The organism is Streptomyces changanensis (genome assembly GCF_024600715.1).
GTDB lineage: Bacteria > Actinomycetota > Actinomycetes > Streptomycetales > Streptomycetaceae > Streptomyces > Streptomyces changanensis.
The window spans coordinates 999,394-1,017,031 of the sequence record NZ_CP102332.1; the positions used below are offsets into that span (position 1 = coordinate 999,394).

The following is a 17,638-nucleotide window of genomic DNA, read 5'->3' on the forward strand; positions in this document are numbered from 1 at the left end:
TCCCCAAACAGCCGTGAGGCTTCCGGGACGTCCGCCTCTACGTCGTGCGGCGACTGTTCGAACGCCACCGCATCGCGCGGAACGTTACCGTATCGCGATCAGATGACCACTTCGACGCTCTCGCCGGGCGGATTACCCGATACCCGTTCGGACTCAAGAGCGTTCTGCAGGATGATCACAGCGGCGGCCTGGTCGATGACCGAGCGGCCCTTCTTCGACCGCACGCCCGAGGCGCGCAGCCCCTGGGTCGCGGAGACCGTGGTCATGCGCTCGTCGACCAGCCGGACGGACACGGGGGCGACGCCCCTGGCCAGCTCCTGGGCGAAGGCCCGGACCTTGGCGGCCGCCGGGCCCTCGCCCCCGTTGAGGGAACGGGGCAGCCCGACGACGACCTCGATCGGCTCGTACTCCTCGACCAGCTGCCGGAGCCGCCGGTGGGCGGCCGGGACGTCGCGCCCCGGCACGGTCTCCACCGGCGTGGCGAGGACCCCGTCGGGGTCGCACGAGGCGACCCCGATCCGGGCGTCCCCGACGTCGACCGCCAGGCGGCGTCCGCGTCGCATCGCGTTCATCAGGCCGTCTCGGCGACCAGGCGCTCGACGGCCTCCACGGCGGCGCCGACGGCCTGCGGGTCCTGGCCCCCGCCCTGGGCGACGTCCGGCTTGCCGCCACCGCCGCCGCCGAGGGTCTTGGCCGCGGTGCGGACCAGGTCGCCGGCCTTGAGGCCGCGCTCGCGGGCGGCCTCGTTCGTGGCGATCACGGTCAGCGGGCGGCCGCCCGCGGTGGCGAACAGGGCGACGACGGCCGGGCGGTCGCCCGGGATGCGGCCGCGGACGTCGAGGACCAGCCTGCGCAGGTCGTCGGCGCCGGTGCCGTCCGGGACCTGCCCGGTGACCAGGGCCACGCCGCGGACGTCCTTGGCGGACTCGGCGAGGCCGGCGGCGGCCTGGAGCACCTTCTCGGCGCGGAACTTCTCGATCTCCTTCTCGGCGTCCTTGAGCTTGCCGAGCATGGCGGAGATCTTCTCGGGGAGCTCCTCCGGGCGGCCCTTGACCAGCTCCTGGAGCTGGGCGACGACCGTGTGCTCGCGGGCGAGGAAGTTGTAGGCGTCGACACCGACGAGGGCCTCGATGCGGCGCACGCCGGAGCCGATGGAGGACTCGCCGAGCAGCTTCACCAGGCCGAGCTGGGCGGTGTTGTGCACGTGCGTGCCGCCGCACAGCTCCTTGGAGAAGTCGCCGATGGTGACCACGCGGACCTTCTCGCCGTACTTCTCGCCGAACTCGGCGATGGCGCCCTGGCGCTTCGCCTCGTCGATCGGCAGGACCTCGGCGTGCACGTCGAGCTCGCGGGAGAGCACCTCGTTGATCTTCTGCTCGACGTCCGTCATGACCGCCTGGGGCACGGCGGACGGCGAGCCGAAGTCGAAGCGGAAGCGACCGGGCTGGTTCTCCGAACCGGCCTGGGCGGCCGTCGGGCCGAGCGCGTCGCGCAGCGCCTGGTGGGTGAGGTGCGTGGCGCTGTGAGCGCGGGCGATGGCGCGGCGGCGCCGGACGTCGATGGCGGCGTAGGCGGTCGCGCCCACGGTGACCTCGCCGACCTGGACCGAGCCCTTGTGCACGGACACGCCCGGGACGGGCTGCTGGACGTCGCGGATCTCGATGACGGCACCGCCGTGCAGCCGGATGCGGCCGGTGTCGGCGATCTGACCGCCGCCCTCGGCGTAGAACGGCGTGCGGTCGAGGACGACCTCGACGTCGTCGCCCTCCGAGGCGGCCGGCGACGGGACGCCGTTGACGAGGAGGCCGACGACCGTGGTCTCGCCCTCGGTGTTGGTGTAGCCGGTGAACTCCGTGGCGCCGGACGCGTCGGCGATCTCGCGGTAGGCGGTGACGTCGGCGTGGCCGGTCTTCTTGGCCTTGGCGTCGGCCTTGGCACGCTCGCGCTGCTCCCGCATCAGACGGCGGAAGCCGTCCTCGTCCACGGAGAGGCCCTGCTCGGCGGCCATCTCCAGGGTGAGGTCGATGGGGAAGCCCCAGGTGTCGTGGAGGAGGAACGCCTTGTCGCCGGGGAGGACCCGGCCGCCGACTGCCTTGGTCTCGCTGACGGCCGTGTCGAGGATGTTGGTGCCGGCCTTCAGCGTCTTGAGGAAGGCGGCCTCCTCGGCGAGGGCGACGGTCTCGATCCGCTTGCGGTCGGTCTCCAGCTCCGGGTACTGCTCGCTCATCGTCCGGATGACCGTGTCGACGAGCCGGCCGACGACCGGGCCGGTGGCGCCCAGCAGTCGCATGTTGCGGATGGCGCGGCGCATGATGCGGCGCAGGACGTAGCCGCGGCCCTCGTTGCCCGGGGTGACGCCGTCGCCGACGAGCATGACGGAGGTGCGCATGTGGTCGGCGACCACGCGCAGGGACACGTCGCTGTCCTGGGCCTCGCCGTAGCGGACGCCGGTCAGCTCGGTGGCCTTGTCGATGACGACCTTGAGGGTGTCCGTCTCGTACATGTTGCGGACGCCCTGGAGGATCATCGCCAGGCGCTCCAGGCCGAGACCCGTGTCGATGTTCTTGCTCGGCAGGTCGCCGAGGATCTCGAAGTCGTCCTTCGAGGTGCCCTCGCCGCGCTCGTACTGCATGAAGACGAGGTTCCAGATCTCCACGTACCGCTCGTCGTTGACGGCCGGGCCGCCCTCGACGCCGAACTCGGGGCCGCGGTCGTAGTTGATCTCGGAGCAGGGGCCGCAGGGGCCGGGGACGCCCATGGACCAGAAGTTGTCCTTCTTGCCCAGGCGCTGGATGCGTTCGGCGGGGACGCCCACGACGTCGCGCCAGATCTGCTCGGCCTCGTCGTCGTCCTGGTAGACGGTGATCCAGAGCTTCTCGGGCTCCAGGCCGTAGCCGCCGCGCGCGACCGGGGAGGTGAGCAGCTCCCAGGCGAGCTTGATGGCGCCTTCCTTGAAGTAGTCGCCGAAGGAGAAGTTGCCGCACATCTGGAAGAACGTGCCGTGGCGGGTGGTCTTGCCGACCTCTTCGATGTCCGGCGTGCGCACGCACTTCTGGACGCTGGTGGCGCGCGCGTACGGCGGCTTGACCTCGCCGAGGAAGTACGGCTTGAAGGGGACCATGCCGGCGGGGACGAGGAGCAGAGTCGGGTCGTCCGCGATGAGCGACGCCGAAGGGACGACGGTGTGCCCGCGCTCCTCGAAGAAGCTCAGCCAGCGGCGGCGGATTTCAGCCGACTCCATCAGTGGTCCTCATTCCGGTTGTACGGGTGGGTGGGGTGCGGGCGCTCGCGGCGGCCGGGGCGTCGCCGCCCGGGCCGAGGGCCGTGCGGCGGGGGCCGGGGAGGGCCGGGTCGACCGGTGCGTCCAGACCCAGTGCCTCCTCCAGCTCCGTCTCGCGCTGGAGCATTCCCGCGCGGACGTCGAGGGCGAACTCCTTGAGCCGGTGACCGGCCTCGACCGCCTTGTCGGCGGCCTGCGCCGCGAGGCTCTCGGGGGTGAGCTGCCTGAGCTTGCGGTTGACCTTGGTGGTGGCCCACGCGCCGGCTGCCGCGCCGGCGGTGAACCAGAATGCCCGGCGGAACATGTGTCGGGTCAGCCCTTCCGGTTCCGGCCGCCGCGCGCCTGGGGCACCGTACGGCCGATGATGACGGTGCGCTTCGACCGCCCGCGCCCGCGCTCGGCGGGGCGGTCGGTCTTGTCGCGGCCGAGCGCCCGGCGTACGCCGTAGCCGAACGCGGCGACCTTGACGAGGGGGCCGCCGAAGGTCGAGGCCACGGTGGAGGAGAGCGCGGAGGCGTTGGAGGTGACCTCCTGGACGTCCGAGGCGATCGCGTCGACCCGGTCGAGCTGGGTCTGCGCGGAGCGCACGGTCGCCGAGGCGTCGGCCAGCAGGGGTACGGCCTGCTCGGTCACGTCCGCCACGAGCCGGGTGGTCGCCCTGAGCGTCTGGGCCAGCCTCACCAGCACCACGGCCAGGAAGGACACCAGGATCGCCCAGAAGACGGCCACCAGGATCCCGGCAACCTCTCCACCGGTCACTGTGCGCACCGCTCTCTGCTCGTCGAAGCCCGCTGATTGTTCGGCAGCTGAAAAAGTCGTCCTCCGAGCCTATCGCGCCCGTGGTGGCTCCCCGAACCGGATTCGCCGCCACCGGACCGCTCGTGACAGGCCGATTGTACGGAGAGCACCGCCGTCGGTACGCTCCGTGTCCCATGCGACGGAGCAATCTCCCGGCGGAGCTCGACGGGTTCGTGGGCCGCGCGGCCGAACGGGCGGAACTCGACGGGCTGCTGGCACGGTTCCGGCTCGTCACGGTGGTGGGCGTGGGAGGTGTCGGCAAGTCGAGGCTGGCGCTGAGGGCCGCGCGCGCTGCGCAGAATCGCTACTGCGACGGGGCGTGGCTGGTGGAGCTGGCCCATCTGCGTGACCCGGGTCTGGTGGAGCACGCGGTGGTGGAGGCGCTGGGCCTGGCGGACGGGACGAGCAGGCCACCGCGGGAGGTGCTCGCCGACCACCTGGCCGATCGGCGGCTGCTGCTGGTCCTGGACGGCTTCGAGCACCTGGTGGACGTGTGCGCGGAGCTGGTGCGGCGGCTGCTGCGGAGCGCGCCGGGGCTGGTCGTGCTGGCGGCCGGCCGGCGGCCGCTGCGGCTGCACGGCGAGGCGGTGCTGCCGCTGGCGCCGATGTCGGACGAGGACGCCGTGCGGCTGTTCACGGAGCGGGCGGTGGCGGCGTGGCCCGCGTTCGGCTCCGAGGCCGGCGCTCCGGTGCGGGAGCTGTGCCGGCGGCTGGACGGGATCCCGCTGGCGCTGGAGCTGGCCGCGGGGCGGTTGCCGTCGCTGACGGTGGAGCAGGTGCTGCACCGGTTGGACGACCGGTTCCGGCTGCTGACCGGCGGGACGCGGGGGGCGCCGGCGCGGCACCAGACGCTGCGGACGGCGATCGGGTGGAGCCACGAGCTGTGCACGCCGCAGGAGCGGCTGCTGTGGGCGCGGCTGTCGGTGTTCGCCGGGCCCTTCGACCTGGAGGCGGCGGAGTACGTGTGCGGCGGGCCCGACCTGCCCGCGGACCGGGTGCTGGACGTACTGGGCGAGCTGGTGGCCCAGTCGGTGGTGGCGCGGGAGGCGGACCCGGCGGGGCCGCGCTTCCGCGTGCTGGACACGGTCGCGGCGTACGGGGCGGAGTGGCTGGAGGCGCTGGGGGACGCGCACCGGGTGCGGCGGCGACACCGGGACTGGTACATGGGGCTGGCCACGTGGTGCGAGCTGGACTGGTTCGGCCCCCGGCAGGCGGAGGTCGCGGCGTGCGCGGAGAGCGCGCTGCCGAACCTGCGGGTGGCGTTGGAGGTGTGCCTGGAGACACCGGGCGAGGCGCACCTGGCGCAGCACCTGGCGGGCACGCTCTGGTTCTACTGGGTGGGATGCGGGCGGCTCGCGGAGGGGCGGCACTGGCTGGACCGGTCGCTGTCGCCGGCCTCGGACCACGAGGAGGCGCGGCTGAAGGCGCTGCGGGTGCTGGGGTACGTGGCGATCCTGCAGGGGGACCAGACGGCGGCGCTGCGGGCGCTGCACGAGTGCGGCGAGCGGGCCGCGCTCAGCGGCAACGCGCTGGCCGCGGCGTACACGACGCACCGCACGGGATGCCTGGCGCTGCTGTCGGACGACATGCCGCGCGCCGAGGAGCTGCTGGGCCGGGCGCTGGGGGCGTACCGCGAGCTCGGGGAGCTGAACAGCCAAGTGCTGATGGGGCAGGTGGAGCTGGCGATCACCCGGGTGTTCCAGGGGGACCTGGAGTCGGCCGTCGCCCTGTGCGAGGACGTGCGGGAGGTGTGCGAGGAGCGCGGCGAGCGGTGGACGCGGGCGTACGCGCTGTACGTGCTGGCGTACGCGGCGTGGACGCGCGGCGACCACGTGGCGGCGCGGGGGCTGCTCGACGAGTGCGTGGCGATCGACCACGCCTTCCACGACCTGGTGGGGCTGGTCCTGGCGGTGGAGCTGCTGGCGCTGGTGACGGCGAGCGAGGGCGATCCGGCGGAGGCCGCAATGCTCCAGGGGGCGGCCGGCGCGATGTGGGAGAAGGTGGGGCCGCCGCTGTTCGGTTCGGCGTACTTCAGCGCCCCGCGGACCCTGTGCGAGCAGCGGGCCGTCGAGGCGCTGGGCGCGGAGCGCTTCGCGGGGCATCTGGCGGAGGGCGGGCGGCTGTCGCTCGACGAGGCGGTGGCGCGGGCGCTGGCCGGGCGGGGACGGCGCGGGGCCGGGGAGCCGGTGGGAGGGCGGGCCCGGCGCGGCGGCCGGTGGGTTCCGGGCATGCGGAAGCCCGCCGGCTCCCCCACCCGGAAGGGCGGGGAGACGGCGGGCTGATACCGCTGCGGTGGAGTGGTACCGCGCCCGGGTCAGCGGGCGTAGTACTCGACGACCAGCTGCTCGTCGCAGATGACCGGGATCTCCTTGCGGTTCGGCTCGCGGTCGAGGCGGAAGGCGAGGGCCTTCAGGTTGACCTGCAGGTAGCGCGGGATCTCACCGTCGGGGGCGAAGCCACCCTCACGGGAGACCTGGAACAGCGTCTTGCTGCGCGAGCGCTCGCGGACCATCACGACGTCGTCAGGGCGGACGCGGAAGGACGGCTTGTCGACCTTGCCGCCGTTGACCTCGATGTGGCCGTGGACGACCATCTGGCGGGCCTGGTAGATGGTGCGGGCGATGCCCGAACGCAGGACCAGGGCGTCGAGACGGCGCTCGAGCTCGACGACCAGCGCCTCGCCCGTCTTGCCCTCGGCCTTCTTGGCGCGGTCGTAGGCGCGGGCCATCTGGCGCTCGCTGATGTCGTACTGGGCGCGCAGACGCTGCTTCTCCAGCAGACGGACCTTGTAGTCCGAGTTCTGCTTGCGGCCCCGGCCGTGCTCACCCGGCGGGTACGGGCGGGCCTCGAAGTACTTGACGGCCTTCGGCGTCAGGGCGATGCCGAGCGCACGGGACTTCTTGACCTTGGGACGCGACTGGTTAGGCACGTTCTCCAGACCTCCGAAATAGGTTAGGTTAGGCTCACCTTACTCAAGGAGATCGCATGTCTCGCCCTGGGAACACCACGCGCATCACAGACAGCAGCACAAAGAACGATGCCTCTCAGAAGGGCATCGATGTGACGGAGGTCCGATCAGCTCATGGTCAGCCGCGTCCCAGCGGGCTTGAGATCGCCCGGATGCCGTCAGCAGCCGAGCGCACACGAACTCTCGTACAGGGTACATGCTCCGCGGTCATGCTGATCCCCGGGGCGACCGCACCCCTCCTCGACCAGCTCGCCCCCGACGCACGAGCCGTCGGCCCCGACGGGGAGATCCTGCTGCTGTACCCGGCCGACTCCCCCGCCGTGCGGGCCGCCACGCACGCGCAGGACGACGAGCTGCCCGCCGTGCTGGAGCTCACCGACGTGGCCCCCGTCGCCGTGCCCAACCGGGTCCGCGGCCGTGCCTGGGCCTCGGGCCGGCTCACGGTCCTGCCCGGTGTCGCCGCCGAGCCCGGCCACACGATGCTCCGCCTGGAGGTCGGCGACCTGTACGTCGACGACCTGTGGGGCGCCGACCCCGTCGACCCGCGGGAGTTCGCCCGGGCGGTCCCGGACCCGCTCCGCCACCACGAGACCGAACTGCTCCAGCACCTGGCCGCCGCCCACGACGGGCAGATGCTCACGCTCACCGCGCTGCTCGGTGAGCGCGCCGGCACCGGGCCCTCGGCCGTGCGCGGGGTGGTGCCGCTCGCCCTGGACCGGTTCGGCCTGCGGATCCGCTGCCGCGACGCCGACCGCCGCACCTTCGACGCGCGCTTCGACTTCCCCGAACCCGCCCGGGACGTGCACGGACTGCGGCGCGCCATGCACGCCCTCTTCGAGGCGGCGGCCCAGGAGGACTGAGCGGGGCGGGCGTCCCCGGAGGGCTGGGCCCGCCGGGTGCTTCAGGAGGGCCGGGCAACGCAGGAGGGCCGGGTGCTTCAGGAGGGCCGGGCCAGGGCCGAGCCGCCTTCGGCAGACGGCGGCCGGCCCGGAAGGACGGCGCCGGACCAGGACCAGGACCAGGACTAGGACGGTGCCGGCCCCGACGCGTCGCCGCGCAGGCGCCCGCGCACCTTCTCCACCACGTCCGCGTACCGCGCCTCGGCGCCGTACCGCGTGGGGCGGTAGTACTGCCGGCCCTGGACGGTGTCCGGGGCGTACTGCTGGGCGGCGATGCCGCCGGGGACGTCGTGCGGGTAGACGTACCCCTGGGCGTGCCCCAGCTTGGCCGCGCCCTTGTAGTGGCCGTCGCGCAGGTGGGACGGCACCGGACCGGCCAGCCCGGCCCGGACGTCCGCCTGGGCCGCCTGGATGGCGAGCGTCGCCGCGTTCGACTTGGGGGCGAGGGCGAGCGCGATGGTGGCGTGGCTGAGCGTCAGCGCGGCCTCCGGGAATCCGATCATCGCCACCGCCTGGGCCGCCGCCACCGCCGTGGGCAGGGCGGTCGGGTCGGCGAGGCCGATGTCCTCGCTCGCGGAGATCATCAGCCGGCGGGCGATGAACCGCGGGTCCTCCCCCGCCTCGATCATCCGGGCCAGGTAGTGCAGCGCCGCGTCCACGTCCGAGCCGCGGATCGACTTGATCAGGGCGCTCGCCACGTCGTAGTGCTGGTCGCCGTCCCGGTCGTACGCCACGGCGGCGCGGTCGACGGTCTCCTCCAGCGTCGCCAGGGTGATCTGCGGCTCGCCCTTCGCGAGGGCCGCGCCGGCCGCGGCCTCCAGCGCCGTCAGCGCGCGTCGGGCGTCGCCGCCCGCGATGCGCAGCAGGTGCGCCTCGGCGTCCTCGGGGAGCGTGACGGCCCGGCCCAGGCCCCGCTCCTCGGTGAGCGCGCGCGCCAGCAGCCCGCGCAGGTCGTCGTCGGTGAGCGGCTCCAGGGTGAGCAGCAGGGAGCGGGAGAGCAGCGGGGAGATCACCGAGAAGTACGGGTTCTCCGTCGTCGCCGCGATGAGCGTGACCCAGCGGTTCTCCACGGCCGGCAGCAGCGAGTCCTGCTGCGCCTTGCTGAACCGGTGGATCTCGTCGAGGAACAGCACGGTCTCCTTGCCGAAGCCGCCCGCCGCGCGGCGGGCCCCCTCGATGACCGCGCGGACCTCCTTGACCCCGGCGGTGATCGCGGAGAGCTCCACGAACCGCTTGTTGGTGGCCTTGGACACCACGTAGGCGAGGGTGGTCTTGCCGATGCCGGGCGGTCCCCACAGGATCACGGAGGAGGCGCCGGCCGGGCCGCCCGCGCCGTCCCCGACGAGCCGGCGCAGCGGCGATCCCGGCTTCAGCAGGTGCCGCTGGCCGACGACCTCGTCCAGGGTGCGCGGGCGCATCCGGACCGCCAGCGGGGTGCTGGACGGGTCCTTCTCCTGGCGGTCCTCGGCTGCGGCGGTAAAGAGGTCGGGCTCCACGACGTGAAGCCTATGCCAGCCCACTGACAGGCCCCCGGGGGCCCGTGCCCGTCAGCGGGTCCAGAAGTCCCAGAAGCGCGTCAGGATGAGCATGCCGATGATCCCGATGTGCACGACCGGCAGCACCCAGGTGAACTCGTCGAGGAACCGGCGCAGCCAGACGGGCGCGGGCAGGACGCCGTTGCGGACGTTGTGCGAGGTCACGTACCAGAACATGACGATGGTCGCGACCCAGGCGAGGCAGCACCACAGGCACAGGGCGTTGATGGCGTACAGGGACTGCGCCGTCAGCCAGGCGCAGAAGACGACGCCGAAGAGGGTGCCGGCGTTCAGGCCGAGCCAGTACCAGCGGCGGTAGCGGGCGCCCGCGAGGAGGCCGACGCCGATCGCGACCACCATGCCGTACGTGACGAGGCCGAGCATCGGGTTGGGGAAGCCGAAGACCGAGGCCTGCTCGCTCTTCATGATGCTGCCGCAGGCCAGCACCGGGTTGAAGCTGCACCCGGGGACGAAGGTGGGGTCCTCGAGGATCTTGAACTTGTCGAGGGTGATCACCCACGCGGCGAGCAGCCCGGCCGCGCCGGTGACGACCAGCATCCAGGCGAACGCCCGACCCGCACCGAGGGAGCGGGAGTCCGGGGACCTCTCGTCAACCGCCGCTTTCGTCGTCATACCAGCCGTTCCGTCAGTAGGGGGGTGGGGTGGTGCGCCCTGCTCAGGCAGTGGTCATTGTGCCGGACGGGGGCACCCTTCCGCCGTTCGATGGACATAAGGAGGGCGGGGCACCCGCGTGCGGTGCCCCGCCCTCCTCGTGTCCCGCGGCCCGGTCGGGGCCACGTCGGCCTGTGGGGCCGTGCCCGCCCGGCCGGGCCACACGTCCGCGGTGTCAGGCCGTCCTGTCCCGCAGCGTGGTCACGACCGCGTCCAGCGCCACCGGCTCCTGCTCGCCGGTCTCCATGTCCTTGAGCTGGACGACGCCGTCGGCGAGGTCGCGCTCACCCGCGACGAGCGCGTACCGCGCGCCCGAGCGGTTCGCCGCCTTCATGCCCGCCTTCATGCTCTTGCCGCCGTAGGCCATGTCCGTGGCGACACCGGCCTTGCGCAGCTGCGTGACCAGTCCGAACAGGCGCCGCTTGGCGTCCTCGCCCACCGCCACGGCGAAGACGTCCGTCGCCGCCGGGACGTCGAGCGTGACGCCCTCCGCCTCCAGGGCGAGGACCGTGCGGTCGACGCCGAGGGCCCAGCCGACGGACGGCAGCGCCGGGCCGCCGATCATCTCGGACAGACCGTCGTACCGGCCGCCGCCCCCCACCGCGGACTGCGCGCCGAGCCCGTCGTGGACGAACTCGAAGGTGGTGCGGGTGTAGTAGTCGAGCCCGCGCACCAGCCGCTCGTCGTCCTCGAAGGCGACGCCCGCCGCGGTCAGCAGCTCGCGCACCTCCTGGTGGTACGCCTTGCACGCCTCGCAGAGGTGGTCGCGCAGCAGCGGCGCGCCGACCAGCTGCGCCTGGACGTCCTTGCGCTTGTCGTCGAGGACCCGCAGCGGGTTGATCTCGATGCGGCGGCGGGTGTCCTCGTCGAGGTCCAGGCCGCGCAGGAAGCCCTGGAGCGCCTCGCGGTAGACGGGACGGCACTCCCGGTCGCCCAGCGAGTTCAACAGGATGCGGAAGTTCCGCAGGCCGAGCGAGCGGTACGCCTGGTCGGCGAGGATGATCAGCTCGGCGTCCAGCGCCGGGTCCTCGGCGCCGATCGCCTCGGCGCCGACCTGCGAGAAGTGGCGGTAGCGGCCCTTCTGCGGGCGCTCGTAGCGGTAGTACGAACCGGAGTACCAGAGCTTGACGGGGAGGTTGCCGGCCTTGTGGAGGCTGGCCTCCAGTGCGGCGCGCAGGACGGAGGCGGTGCCTTCGGGGCGCAGGGCGAGGCGGTCGCCGCCCTTGGTCTCGAAGGCGTACATCTCCTTGCTCACGATGTCGGTGGACTCGCCGACACCGCGCGCGAACAACTCGACGTTCTCGAAGCCGGGCGTCTCGACGTAGCCGTAGCCGGAGGAGCGCAGCGGAGCGGCGATCGCCTCACGGACGGCCAGGTACGTCGCCGAGACGGGCGGCAGCAGGTCGTAGGTGCCCTTGGGGGCCTGGAAAGTACTCACGGGGTCTCTCGTCACATTCCTCGTCGGGGAGCCGGGGGGCTCCCTTGGCCGTCCGCCACCTGCCGCAGGTACGGGTTGGCGGCGCGCTCGCGGCCGATGGTCGTCTGGGGGCCGTGGCCGGACAGCACCACGGTCGAGTCGTCGAGCGGCAGGCACACACGGGCCAGCGACGCGAGCATCTCGTCCATGTCACCGCCGGGCAGGTCGGTGCGTCCGATGGAGCCGGCGAAGAGCAGGTCGCCCGAGAAGAAGACCGGCGGGACGTCCGCGGCCTCGGGCATCCCGAAGGTCACCGACCCCTTGGTATGGCCGGGCGCGTGCGCGACCGTGAGCTCCAGTCCGGCCAGCTCCAGGCGGGCGCCGTCGGTGAGCTCGTGGACGTCGTCCGGCTCCCCCACGGTCAGCTCGCCCATGAGCGGCATGCCGATCGAGCGGCCGAGGGCCTTCTCGGGGTCGCTCATCATGTACCGGTCGGCCGGGTGGATCCACGCGGGCACGTCGTGGGCACCGCAGACGGGGACGACGGACGCGACGTGGTCGATGTGTCCGTGGGTGAGCACGACCGCCACGGGCTTGAGCCGATGCTTCTTCAGCGTCTCCTCGACGCCGGCGGCCGCCCGGTGGCCGGGGTCGATGATCACGCACTCCTCGCCCGCGGCGGGGGCGACCAGGTAGCAGTTGGTCCCCCAGGCCCCGGCCGGGAACCCGGCAATAAGCACGATCGTCCTCAGATAGTCGTCCGGCGGAAGAATGCAGCAGATCAGAGCCTACCGGCGCTGCTCTTTCCACAGCCAACCCGTATACCGTACGGGCACACCAGCCCCGGACGGGACGGCGACGACGGAGGAGGAGAGGACCCGGTGGTCAGCAACGATCAGCGGCGGCGGCAGCTCGCGCGGGAGAAGTTCGAGCGGCAGCAGCGCCGCCGCGAGGAGTCGCGCAGGAAGGCGAAGCGGCGCAACACCGTCGTCGCCGCGGTGCTCGCCGTGGTGCTCGCGGCGGGCGGGGCGGTGTACGCCTCGGTCCAGCTGACCGGTGACGGCCGCGACGACGTGGACGCCGCTCCCGGCGCCGAGGCGAGCCCCACGCCGAGCGCGCCCTCGCCGTCGACGTCGCCGGAGCCGCCGATGTCGGTGGACACGAAGGCGGCCTACACCATGGCGCTCAGGACGAACCACGGCGACGTCACGGTCACGATGGACGCCGCGAAGACGCCGCGCACCGTGAACTCCTTCCGCCACCTCGCGGAGCGCGGGTACTTCGACGGCACGAAATGCCACCGGCTGACCACGCAGGGCATCTTCGTGCTCCAGTGCGGCGACCCCACGGGCGACGGCACGGGCGGCCCGGGCTACCACGTGCCCGACGAGAACCTCGCCTCCCTCGGCAAGCCCGGGGCGAACGGCAAGGTGACCTTCAAGGCCGGCACGGTCGCCATGGCCAACACCGGTACGCCGAACAGCGGCGGCAGCCAGTTCTTCCTCGTGTACCAGGACAGCGAACTTCCTCCGGCGTACACCCCGTTCGGCACGATGGACGCGGCCGGGCTGACGGCGGTCCGGGAGATCGCCGAGGGCGGTGCCGAGGGCGGCACCGGGGACGGTGCGCCGAAGAAGCCGGTCACGATCGAAAAGGCCACGGTCAGCAAGAGGTGAACCGCTGGATTTCGGTCGCGCTGGGAGCGGACAGCCGGGCGGCCGGTCGCCTAGATTGGCGTTGTGCAGCGCGGACTGGATGCGCGCTGTGAGGGGCGGGCGAGGCCCGTCCGGGAAACTGTGGACGATGCCCGGGGGGAAGACCCCCCTTCATCGGCATCATGTGGAGGAGGCGCTGTGAGCAGCGACCCGTGGGGCCGCGTCGACGAGACGGGCACCGTGTACGTGCGTACTGCCGACGGCGAGAAGGTCGTCGGATCGTGGCAGGCCGGTTCCCCCGAGGAGGCACTGGCCTACTTCGAGCGCAAGTACGAGGGCCTGGTTGTCGAGATCGGCCTCCTCGAGCGGCGGGTGAGGACCACCGACCTGTCCGCGAAGGACGCGATGACCGCGATCGACCACCTGCGCACGCAGGTCGACGAGCACCACGCGGTCGGTGACCTCGCCGCGCTCGCCAAGCGGCTCGACAAGCTGGTCGAGACGGTCGAGTCGCGCCGCGAGGAGCGCAAGGTCCAGAAGGCGAAGCAGACCGACGAGGCGCGGCGCGCCAAGGAGGAGCTGGTCGCGGAGGCCGAGCAGCTCGCGCAGAGCGAGCAGTGGCGGTCCGCGGGCGAGCGGCTGCGGGCCCTCGTGGACACGTGGAAGGGTCTGCCGCGGCTGGACCGGAAGTCCGACGACGAGCTGTGGCACCGCTTCTCGCACGCCCGGTCGGCGTTCTCGAAGCGGCGCAAGGCGCACTTCGCGGCGCTCGACGCGCAGCGCGAGGAGGCTCGTCGGACGAAGGAGCGGCTGGTCGCCGAGGCCGAGTCGTTGTCGGGCTCCACGGACTGGGGCACGACGGCCGCCCGGTACCGCGAGCTGATGACGGAGTGGAAGGCCGCGGGCCGGGCGCAGCGCGAGCACGAGGACGACCTGTGGAACCGTTTCCGCGGCGCCCAGGACGTGTTCTTCGCGGCGCGCGGCGCGGTCTTCGCCGAGCGTGACGCCGAGCAGGGCGAGAACCTGAAGCTGAAGGAGGAGCTCGCCGCCGAGGCCGAGAAGCTGCTCCCGGTGACGGACCTGAAGGCCGCGCGGGCGGCGTTCCGCTCCGTCAACGAGCGCTGGGAGGCCATCGGTCACGTGCCGCGGGACGCCCGGCCGAAGGTCGAGGCCCGGATGCACGCGGTGGAGCGGGCGATCCAGGAGGCCGAGGAGGCCGAGTGGCGCCGGACCAACCCGGAGGCGCGCGCGCGTGCCGCGGGTCTGACGGGTCAGCTCCAGGACGCGGTCGACAAGCTGCGCAAGCAGATCGACACGGCGCGTGCCGCGGGCAACGACGCCAAGGCCGAGAAGCTCGCGCGTGAGCTGGAGGGCCGCCAGGCGCTGCTCGACCAGGCGCTCAAGGGTCTGCAGGAGTTCGGCGGCTGAACATCCGCCCGGCCGGTGGGTCCGTGGGCCCGCCGGCCCGCGGACGCACCGCACATGAGGAGGGCCTCCCCGCTGCCGGGGAGGCCCTCCTCGTCGTGTGCCGTACGCCTGCGCCGTGTTACGGGCGGCGGGCCGACGTCACGCGGTACACGTCGTAGACGCCCTCCACGCCCCGGACCGCCTTCAGGACGTGCCCCAGGTGCTTGGGGTCGCCCATCTCGAAGGTGAAGCGGGAGGTGGCCACCCGGTCGCGGGAGGTCTGGACGGCCGCGGACAGGATGTTGACGTGCTGGTCGGACAGGACGCGGGTGACGTCCGACAGGAGCCGGGAGCGGTCCAGCGCCTCGACCTGGATGGCGACGAGGAACACCGACGACTGGGTGGGCGCCCACTCGACGTCGAGCATCCGCTCGGGCTGCTGCGACAGGGAGTCGACGTTCACGCAGTCGGCGCGGTGAACCGATACGCCACTGCCCCGGGTGACGAAGCCGATGATCGGGTCGCCGGGCACGGGGGTGCAGCACCGGGCCAGCTTCACCCACACGTCCTCGACGCCCTTGACGACGACGCCCGGGTCGGCCTTGGCGCGGCGCTTGCCGCGGCCGCGCGCCGGGGGCGCCGACTCGGCGATGTCCTCGGTGGCCGCCTCCTCGCCGCCGAGGGCCTGGACGAGCTTCTGGACGATGGACTGGGCCGTGACGTGGCCCTCGCCGATCGCCGCGTACAGCGAGGAGATGTCGCTGTAGCGCATCTCGTGGGCGAGCGTGACCAGCGAGTCCCCGGTGAGGATCCGCTGGATCGGCAGGTTCTGCTTGCGCATGGCGCGCGCGATGGCGTCCTTGCCCTGCTCGATCGCCTCGTCGCGGCGCTCCTTGGAGAACCAGGCGCGGATCTTGTTGCGGGCACGGGGCGACTTGACGAAGCCGAGCCAGTCGCGGGAGGGTCCCGCGCCGGCCGCCTTCGAGGTGAAGACCTCCACCAGGTCGCCGTTGTCGAGCGTCGACTCCAGCGGGACGAGCCGCCCGTTGACACGGGCCCCTATGGTGCGGTGGCCGACCTCGGTGTGCACGGCGTAGGCGAAGTCCACGGGCGTGGCGCCCGCCGGGAGCGCTATGACGTCGCCCTTGGGAGTGAAGACGAAGACCTCGTTGCGCGACAGGTCGAAGCGCAGGGACTCCAGGAACTCGCTGGGGTCCTCGGTCTCCTTCTGCCAGTCGAGCAACTGGCGCAGCCACGCCATGTCATTGACGTGGTCGTCCTTGCCGGCCCTCTTCGGCACGTCGGTGCGGACCTTGGAGGCGCCGGCGACGGCCTCCTGCTTGTACTTCCAGTGCGCGGCGATGCCGTACTCGGCCCGGCGGTGCATGTCGAAGGTGCGGATCTGCAGCTCGACGGGCTTGCCGTTGGGTCCGATGACCGTCGTGTGGAGCGACTGGTACATGTTGAACTTCGGCATCGCGATGTAGTCCTTGAACCGGCCGGGGACCGGGTTCCACCGCGCGTGGACGGTGCCGAGGGCCGCGTAGCAGTCGCGGACCGTGTCGACGAGGACGCGGATGCCCACCAGGTCGTAGATCTCCGCGAAGTCACGGCCGCGGACGATCATCTTCTGGTAGACGCTGTAGTAGTGCTTGGGGCGGCCGGTGACGGTCGCCTTGATGCGGGCGGAGCGCAGGTCGGCCTGGACCTCGTCGGTCACTATGGCGAGGTACTCGTCCCGCTTGGGGGCGCGCTCGGCGACGAGACGGACGATCTCGTCGTACATCTTGGGGTAGAGGATCGCGAAGGCGAGGTCCTCCAGCTCCCACTTGATGGTGTTCATGCCGAGGCGGTGGGCGAGCGGCGCGTAGATCTCCAGCGTCTCGCGCGCCTTCTTCTCCTGCTTCTCCCGCTTCAGGTAGCGCATGGTGCGCATGTTGTGCAGGCGGTCGGCGAGCTTGATGACGAGGACACGGGGGTCCTTCGCCATGGCGACGACCATCTTGCGGACCGTCTCCGCCTGGGCGGCCTCGCCGAACTTGACCTTGTCGAGCTTGGTGACGCCGTCGACGAGGAGGGCGACCTGGTCGCCGAAGTCGCGGCGCAGGTCCTCCAGGCCGTACTCGGTGTCCTCGACGGTGTCGTGGAGGAGGCCGGCCATCAGCGTCGCGGGGTCCATGCCCAGCTCGGCGAGGATGGTGGTGACGGCGAGGGGGTGCGTGATGTACGGGTCGCCGCTCTTGCGCTTCTGGCCGCGGTGCCAGCGCTCGGCCACCTGGTAGGCGAACTCGATCTGGCGCAGAGTGGCCGTTTCGATCTTCGGATCATTGCTCCGCACTATGCGCAGGAGCGGCTCCAGGACCGGGTTGTACGGCGACGAGCGCTGGACGCCGAGCCGGGCGAGCCGGGCGCGCACCCGGTTGGAGGAGCCTGCGGCGCGGGCGGGGGCGGCGGGCGCCGGCTTGGGCGCCGAGGCCGGGGCCGGCCGGGCGGCGCGGGGCGGGTCCGCGGGGGCGGGCTCGGCTTCGGTGCCCTTGCCCGAGGCGTCCTGCCTGGTCGGCGGCGCGGCGGAGGACGCCGCGGCCTGGTCGGCCCGCTGGTCGGGGGTCGCGGCGGAGAGTGGCTGGGCCTCGTCTGGCAAGGGCGCTCCTCGTGCGGGTCCGGGTGCCCCGGTGAGCCCCGGAAATCCCATGGTATCCACCCCGGGCGTCCCGCTCGCCCCGGGCGGGAGCGCGGGCCCCGCGGGACGGGCGCCCGGAGTTCCCGGATGCCCGTCAGGTGCGTTTTCGGCCGTCCGGCCGGAGCACGGCGGTCAGGGGCGCGTGAGGGTCCCCCGCGGGCGGGCGCCTCCGGGTCCCGGCCGCCCGACGTGCGGGTCAGGGCCACGCGAAGAGCGCCCCGCCCGTGAGGGTCCCCCGCGGGCGGGCGCCTCCGGGTCCCGGCCGCCCGACGTGCGGGTCAGGACCACGCGAAGAGCGCCCCGCCCTTGACCTTCGTCTCCTTGGCC

The 17,638-nt window shown here is 72.6% G+C and carries 14 protein-coding genes; 4 read left to right on the top strand and 10 right to left on the bottom strand.

Annotated features, from left to right (window positions below; genetic code table 11):
* Window positions 1-98 precede the first annotated feature (98 nt).
* Genes ruvX through NRO40_RS04320 form a run of 4 tightly spaced genes read right to left on the bottom strand, consistent with a single transcriptional unit; the run spans window position 99 to window position 4,039 of the window.
* Window positions 99-563 (bottom strand): Holliday junction resolvase RuvX, encoded by a 465-nt coding sequence (ruvX, locus tag NRO40_RS04305; RefSeq protein WP_058941129.1) that lies wholly within the window; start codon window positions 561-563, stop codon window positions 99-101.
* Window positions 564-571: 8 nt separating this feature from the next.
* Complete coding sequence (gene alaS, locus NRO40_RS04310) at window positions 572-3,241, bottom strand: alanine--tRNA ligase (RefSeq protein WP_058941100.1); 2,670 nt, start codon at window positions 3,239-3,241, stop codon at window positions 572-574.
* On the bottom strand, window positions 3,228-3,584 hold the full coding sequence (locus NRO40_RS04315) for a DUF6167 family protein (RefSeq protein ID WP_257375331.1): 357 nt from the start codon (window positions 3,582-3,584) through the stop codon (window positions 3,228-3,230). Before NRO40_RS04315 ends, alaS begins: the two co-directional genes overlap by 14 nt.
* 8 nt (window positions 3,585-3,592) lie before the next feature.
* On the bottom strand, window positions 3,593-4,039 hold the full coding sequence (locus NRO40_RS04320; RefSeq protein WP_058941102.1) for a DUF948 domain-containing protein: 447 nt from the start codon (window positions 4,037-4,039) through the stop codon (window positions 3,593-3,595).
* Between the two features lie 173 nt (window positions 4,040-4,212).
* Between NRO40_RS04320 and NRO40_RS04325 the strand changes: the two genes are divergently transcribed.
* Window positions 4,213-6,360 (top strand): ATP-binding protein, encoded by a 2,148-nt coding sequence (locus NRO40_RS04325; RefSeq protein WP_058941103.1) that lies wholly within the window; start codon window positions 4,213-4,215, stop codon window positions 6,358-6,360.
* A 32-nt stretch (window positions 6,361-6,392) separates the two neighbouring features.
* Here the strand turns inward: NRO40_RS04325 and rpsD are convergent, their stop codons facing one another.
* Window positions 6,393-7,007, bottom strand: a complete 615-nt coding sequence (rpsD, locus tag NRO40_RS04330) for a 30S ribosomal protein S4 (RefSeq protein WP_058941104.1) — start codon at window positions 7,005-7,007, stop codon at window positions 6,393-6,395.
* A gap of 191 nt (window positions 7,008-7,198) precedes the next feature.
* On the opposite strand from rpsD, the gene NRO40_RS04335 reads away from it, so the two are divergent.
* Entirely contained in the window at window positions 7,199-7,906 is a 708-nt protein-coding gene (locus NRO40_RS04335; RefSeq protein WP_058941105.1) for a DUF2470 domain-containing protein, read from the top strand.
* Window positions 7,907-8,070: 164 nt separating this feature from the next.
* Here NRO40_RS04335 and NRO40_RS04340 read toward each other — a convergent pair whose 3' ends face one another.
* The 4 genes from NRO40_RS04340 to NRO40_RS04355 form a co-directional block, all read right to left on the bottom strand.
* The gene (locus NRO40_RS04340) at window positions 8,071-9,441 is read right to left on the bottom strand and encodes a replication-associated recombination protein A (protein ID WP_058941106.1); all 1,371 of its coding nucleotides are present in this window, start codon (window positions 9,439-9,441) and stop codon (window positions 8,071-8,073) included.
* 51 nt (window positions 9,442-9,492) lie between these two features.
* Window positions 9,493-10,113: a vitamin K epoxide reductase family protein gene (locus NRO40_RS04345; protein WP_058941107.1), complete on the bottom strand. Its 621-nt coding sequence runs from the start codon at window positions 10,111-10,113 to the stop codon at window positions 9,493-9,495.
* 214 nt (window positions 10,114-10,327) lie between these two features.
* Window positions 10,328-11,590 (bottom strand): histidine--tRNA ligase, encoded by a 1,263-nt coding sequence (gene hisS / locus NRO40_RS04350; RefSeq protein ID WP_058941108.1) that lies wholly within the window; start codon window positions 11,588-11,590, stop codon window positions 10,328-10,330.
* 11 nt (window positions 11,591-11,601) lie between these two features.
* A complete protein-coding gene (locus tag NRO40_RS04355) occupies window positions 11,602-12,309 on the bottom strand; it encodes an MBL fold metallo-hydrolase (protein WP_058941109.1) in 708 nt (235 codons plus the stop codon).
* 141 nt (window positions 12,310-12,450) lie between these two features.
* Between NRO40_RS04355 and NRO40_RS04360 the strand changes: the two genes are divergently transcribed.
* A complete protein-coding gene (locus NRO40_RS04360; protein ID WP_058941110.1) occupies window positions 12,451-13,245 on the top strand; it encodes a peptidylprolyl isomerase in 795 nt (264 codons plus the stop codon).
* 177 nt (window positions 13,246-13,422) lie between these two features.
* Window positions 13,423-14,652 carry a DUF349 domain-containing protein gene (locus NRO40_RS04365; RefSeq protein ID WP_058941111.1) on the top strand — a complete coding sequence of 410 codons (1,230 nt, stop codon included), beginning with the start codon at window positions 13,423-13,425 and terminating at the stop codon, window positions 14,650-14,652.
* A gap of 118 nt (window positions 14,653-14,770) precedes the next feature.
* Here NRO40_RS04365 and NRO40_RS04370 read toward each other — a convergent pair whose 3' ends face one another.
* A complete protein-coding gene (locus tag NRO40_RS04370; protein WP_058941112.1) occupies window positions 14,771-17,272 on the bottom strand; it encodes a RelA/SpoT family protein in 2,502 nt (833 codons plus the stop codon).
* Window positions 17,273-17,638 lie beyond the last annotated feature (366 nt).

Bases quoted from the DNA above. Each gene is read 5' to 3' on its own strand.
- ruvX (WP_058941129.1), bottom strand. From the start codon at position 563: ATGCGACGCGGACGCCGCCTGGCGGTCGACGTCGGGGACGCCCGGATC.
- alaS (WP_058941100.1), bottom strand. From the start codon at position 3,241: ATGGAGTCGGCTGAAATCCGCCGCCGCTGGCTGAGCTTCTTCGAGGAG.
- NRO40_RS04315 (WP_257375331.1), bottom strand. From the start codon at position 3,584: ATGTTCCGCCGGGCATTCTGGTTCACCGCCGGCGCGGCAGCCGGCGCG.
- NRO40_RS04325 (WP_058941103.1), top strand. From the start codon at position 4,213: ATGCGACGGAGCAATCTCCCGGCGGAGCTCGACGGGTTCGTGGGCCGC.
- NRO40_RS04335 (WP_058941105.1), top strand. From the start codon at position 7,199: ATGCCGTCAGCAGCCGAGCGCACACGAACTCTCGTACAGGGTACATGC.
- NRO40_RS04345 (WP_058941107.1), bottom strand. From the start codon at position 10,113: ATGACGACGAAAGCGGCGGTTGACGAGAGGTCCCCGGACTCCCGCTCC.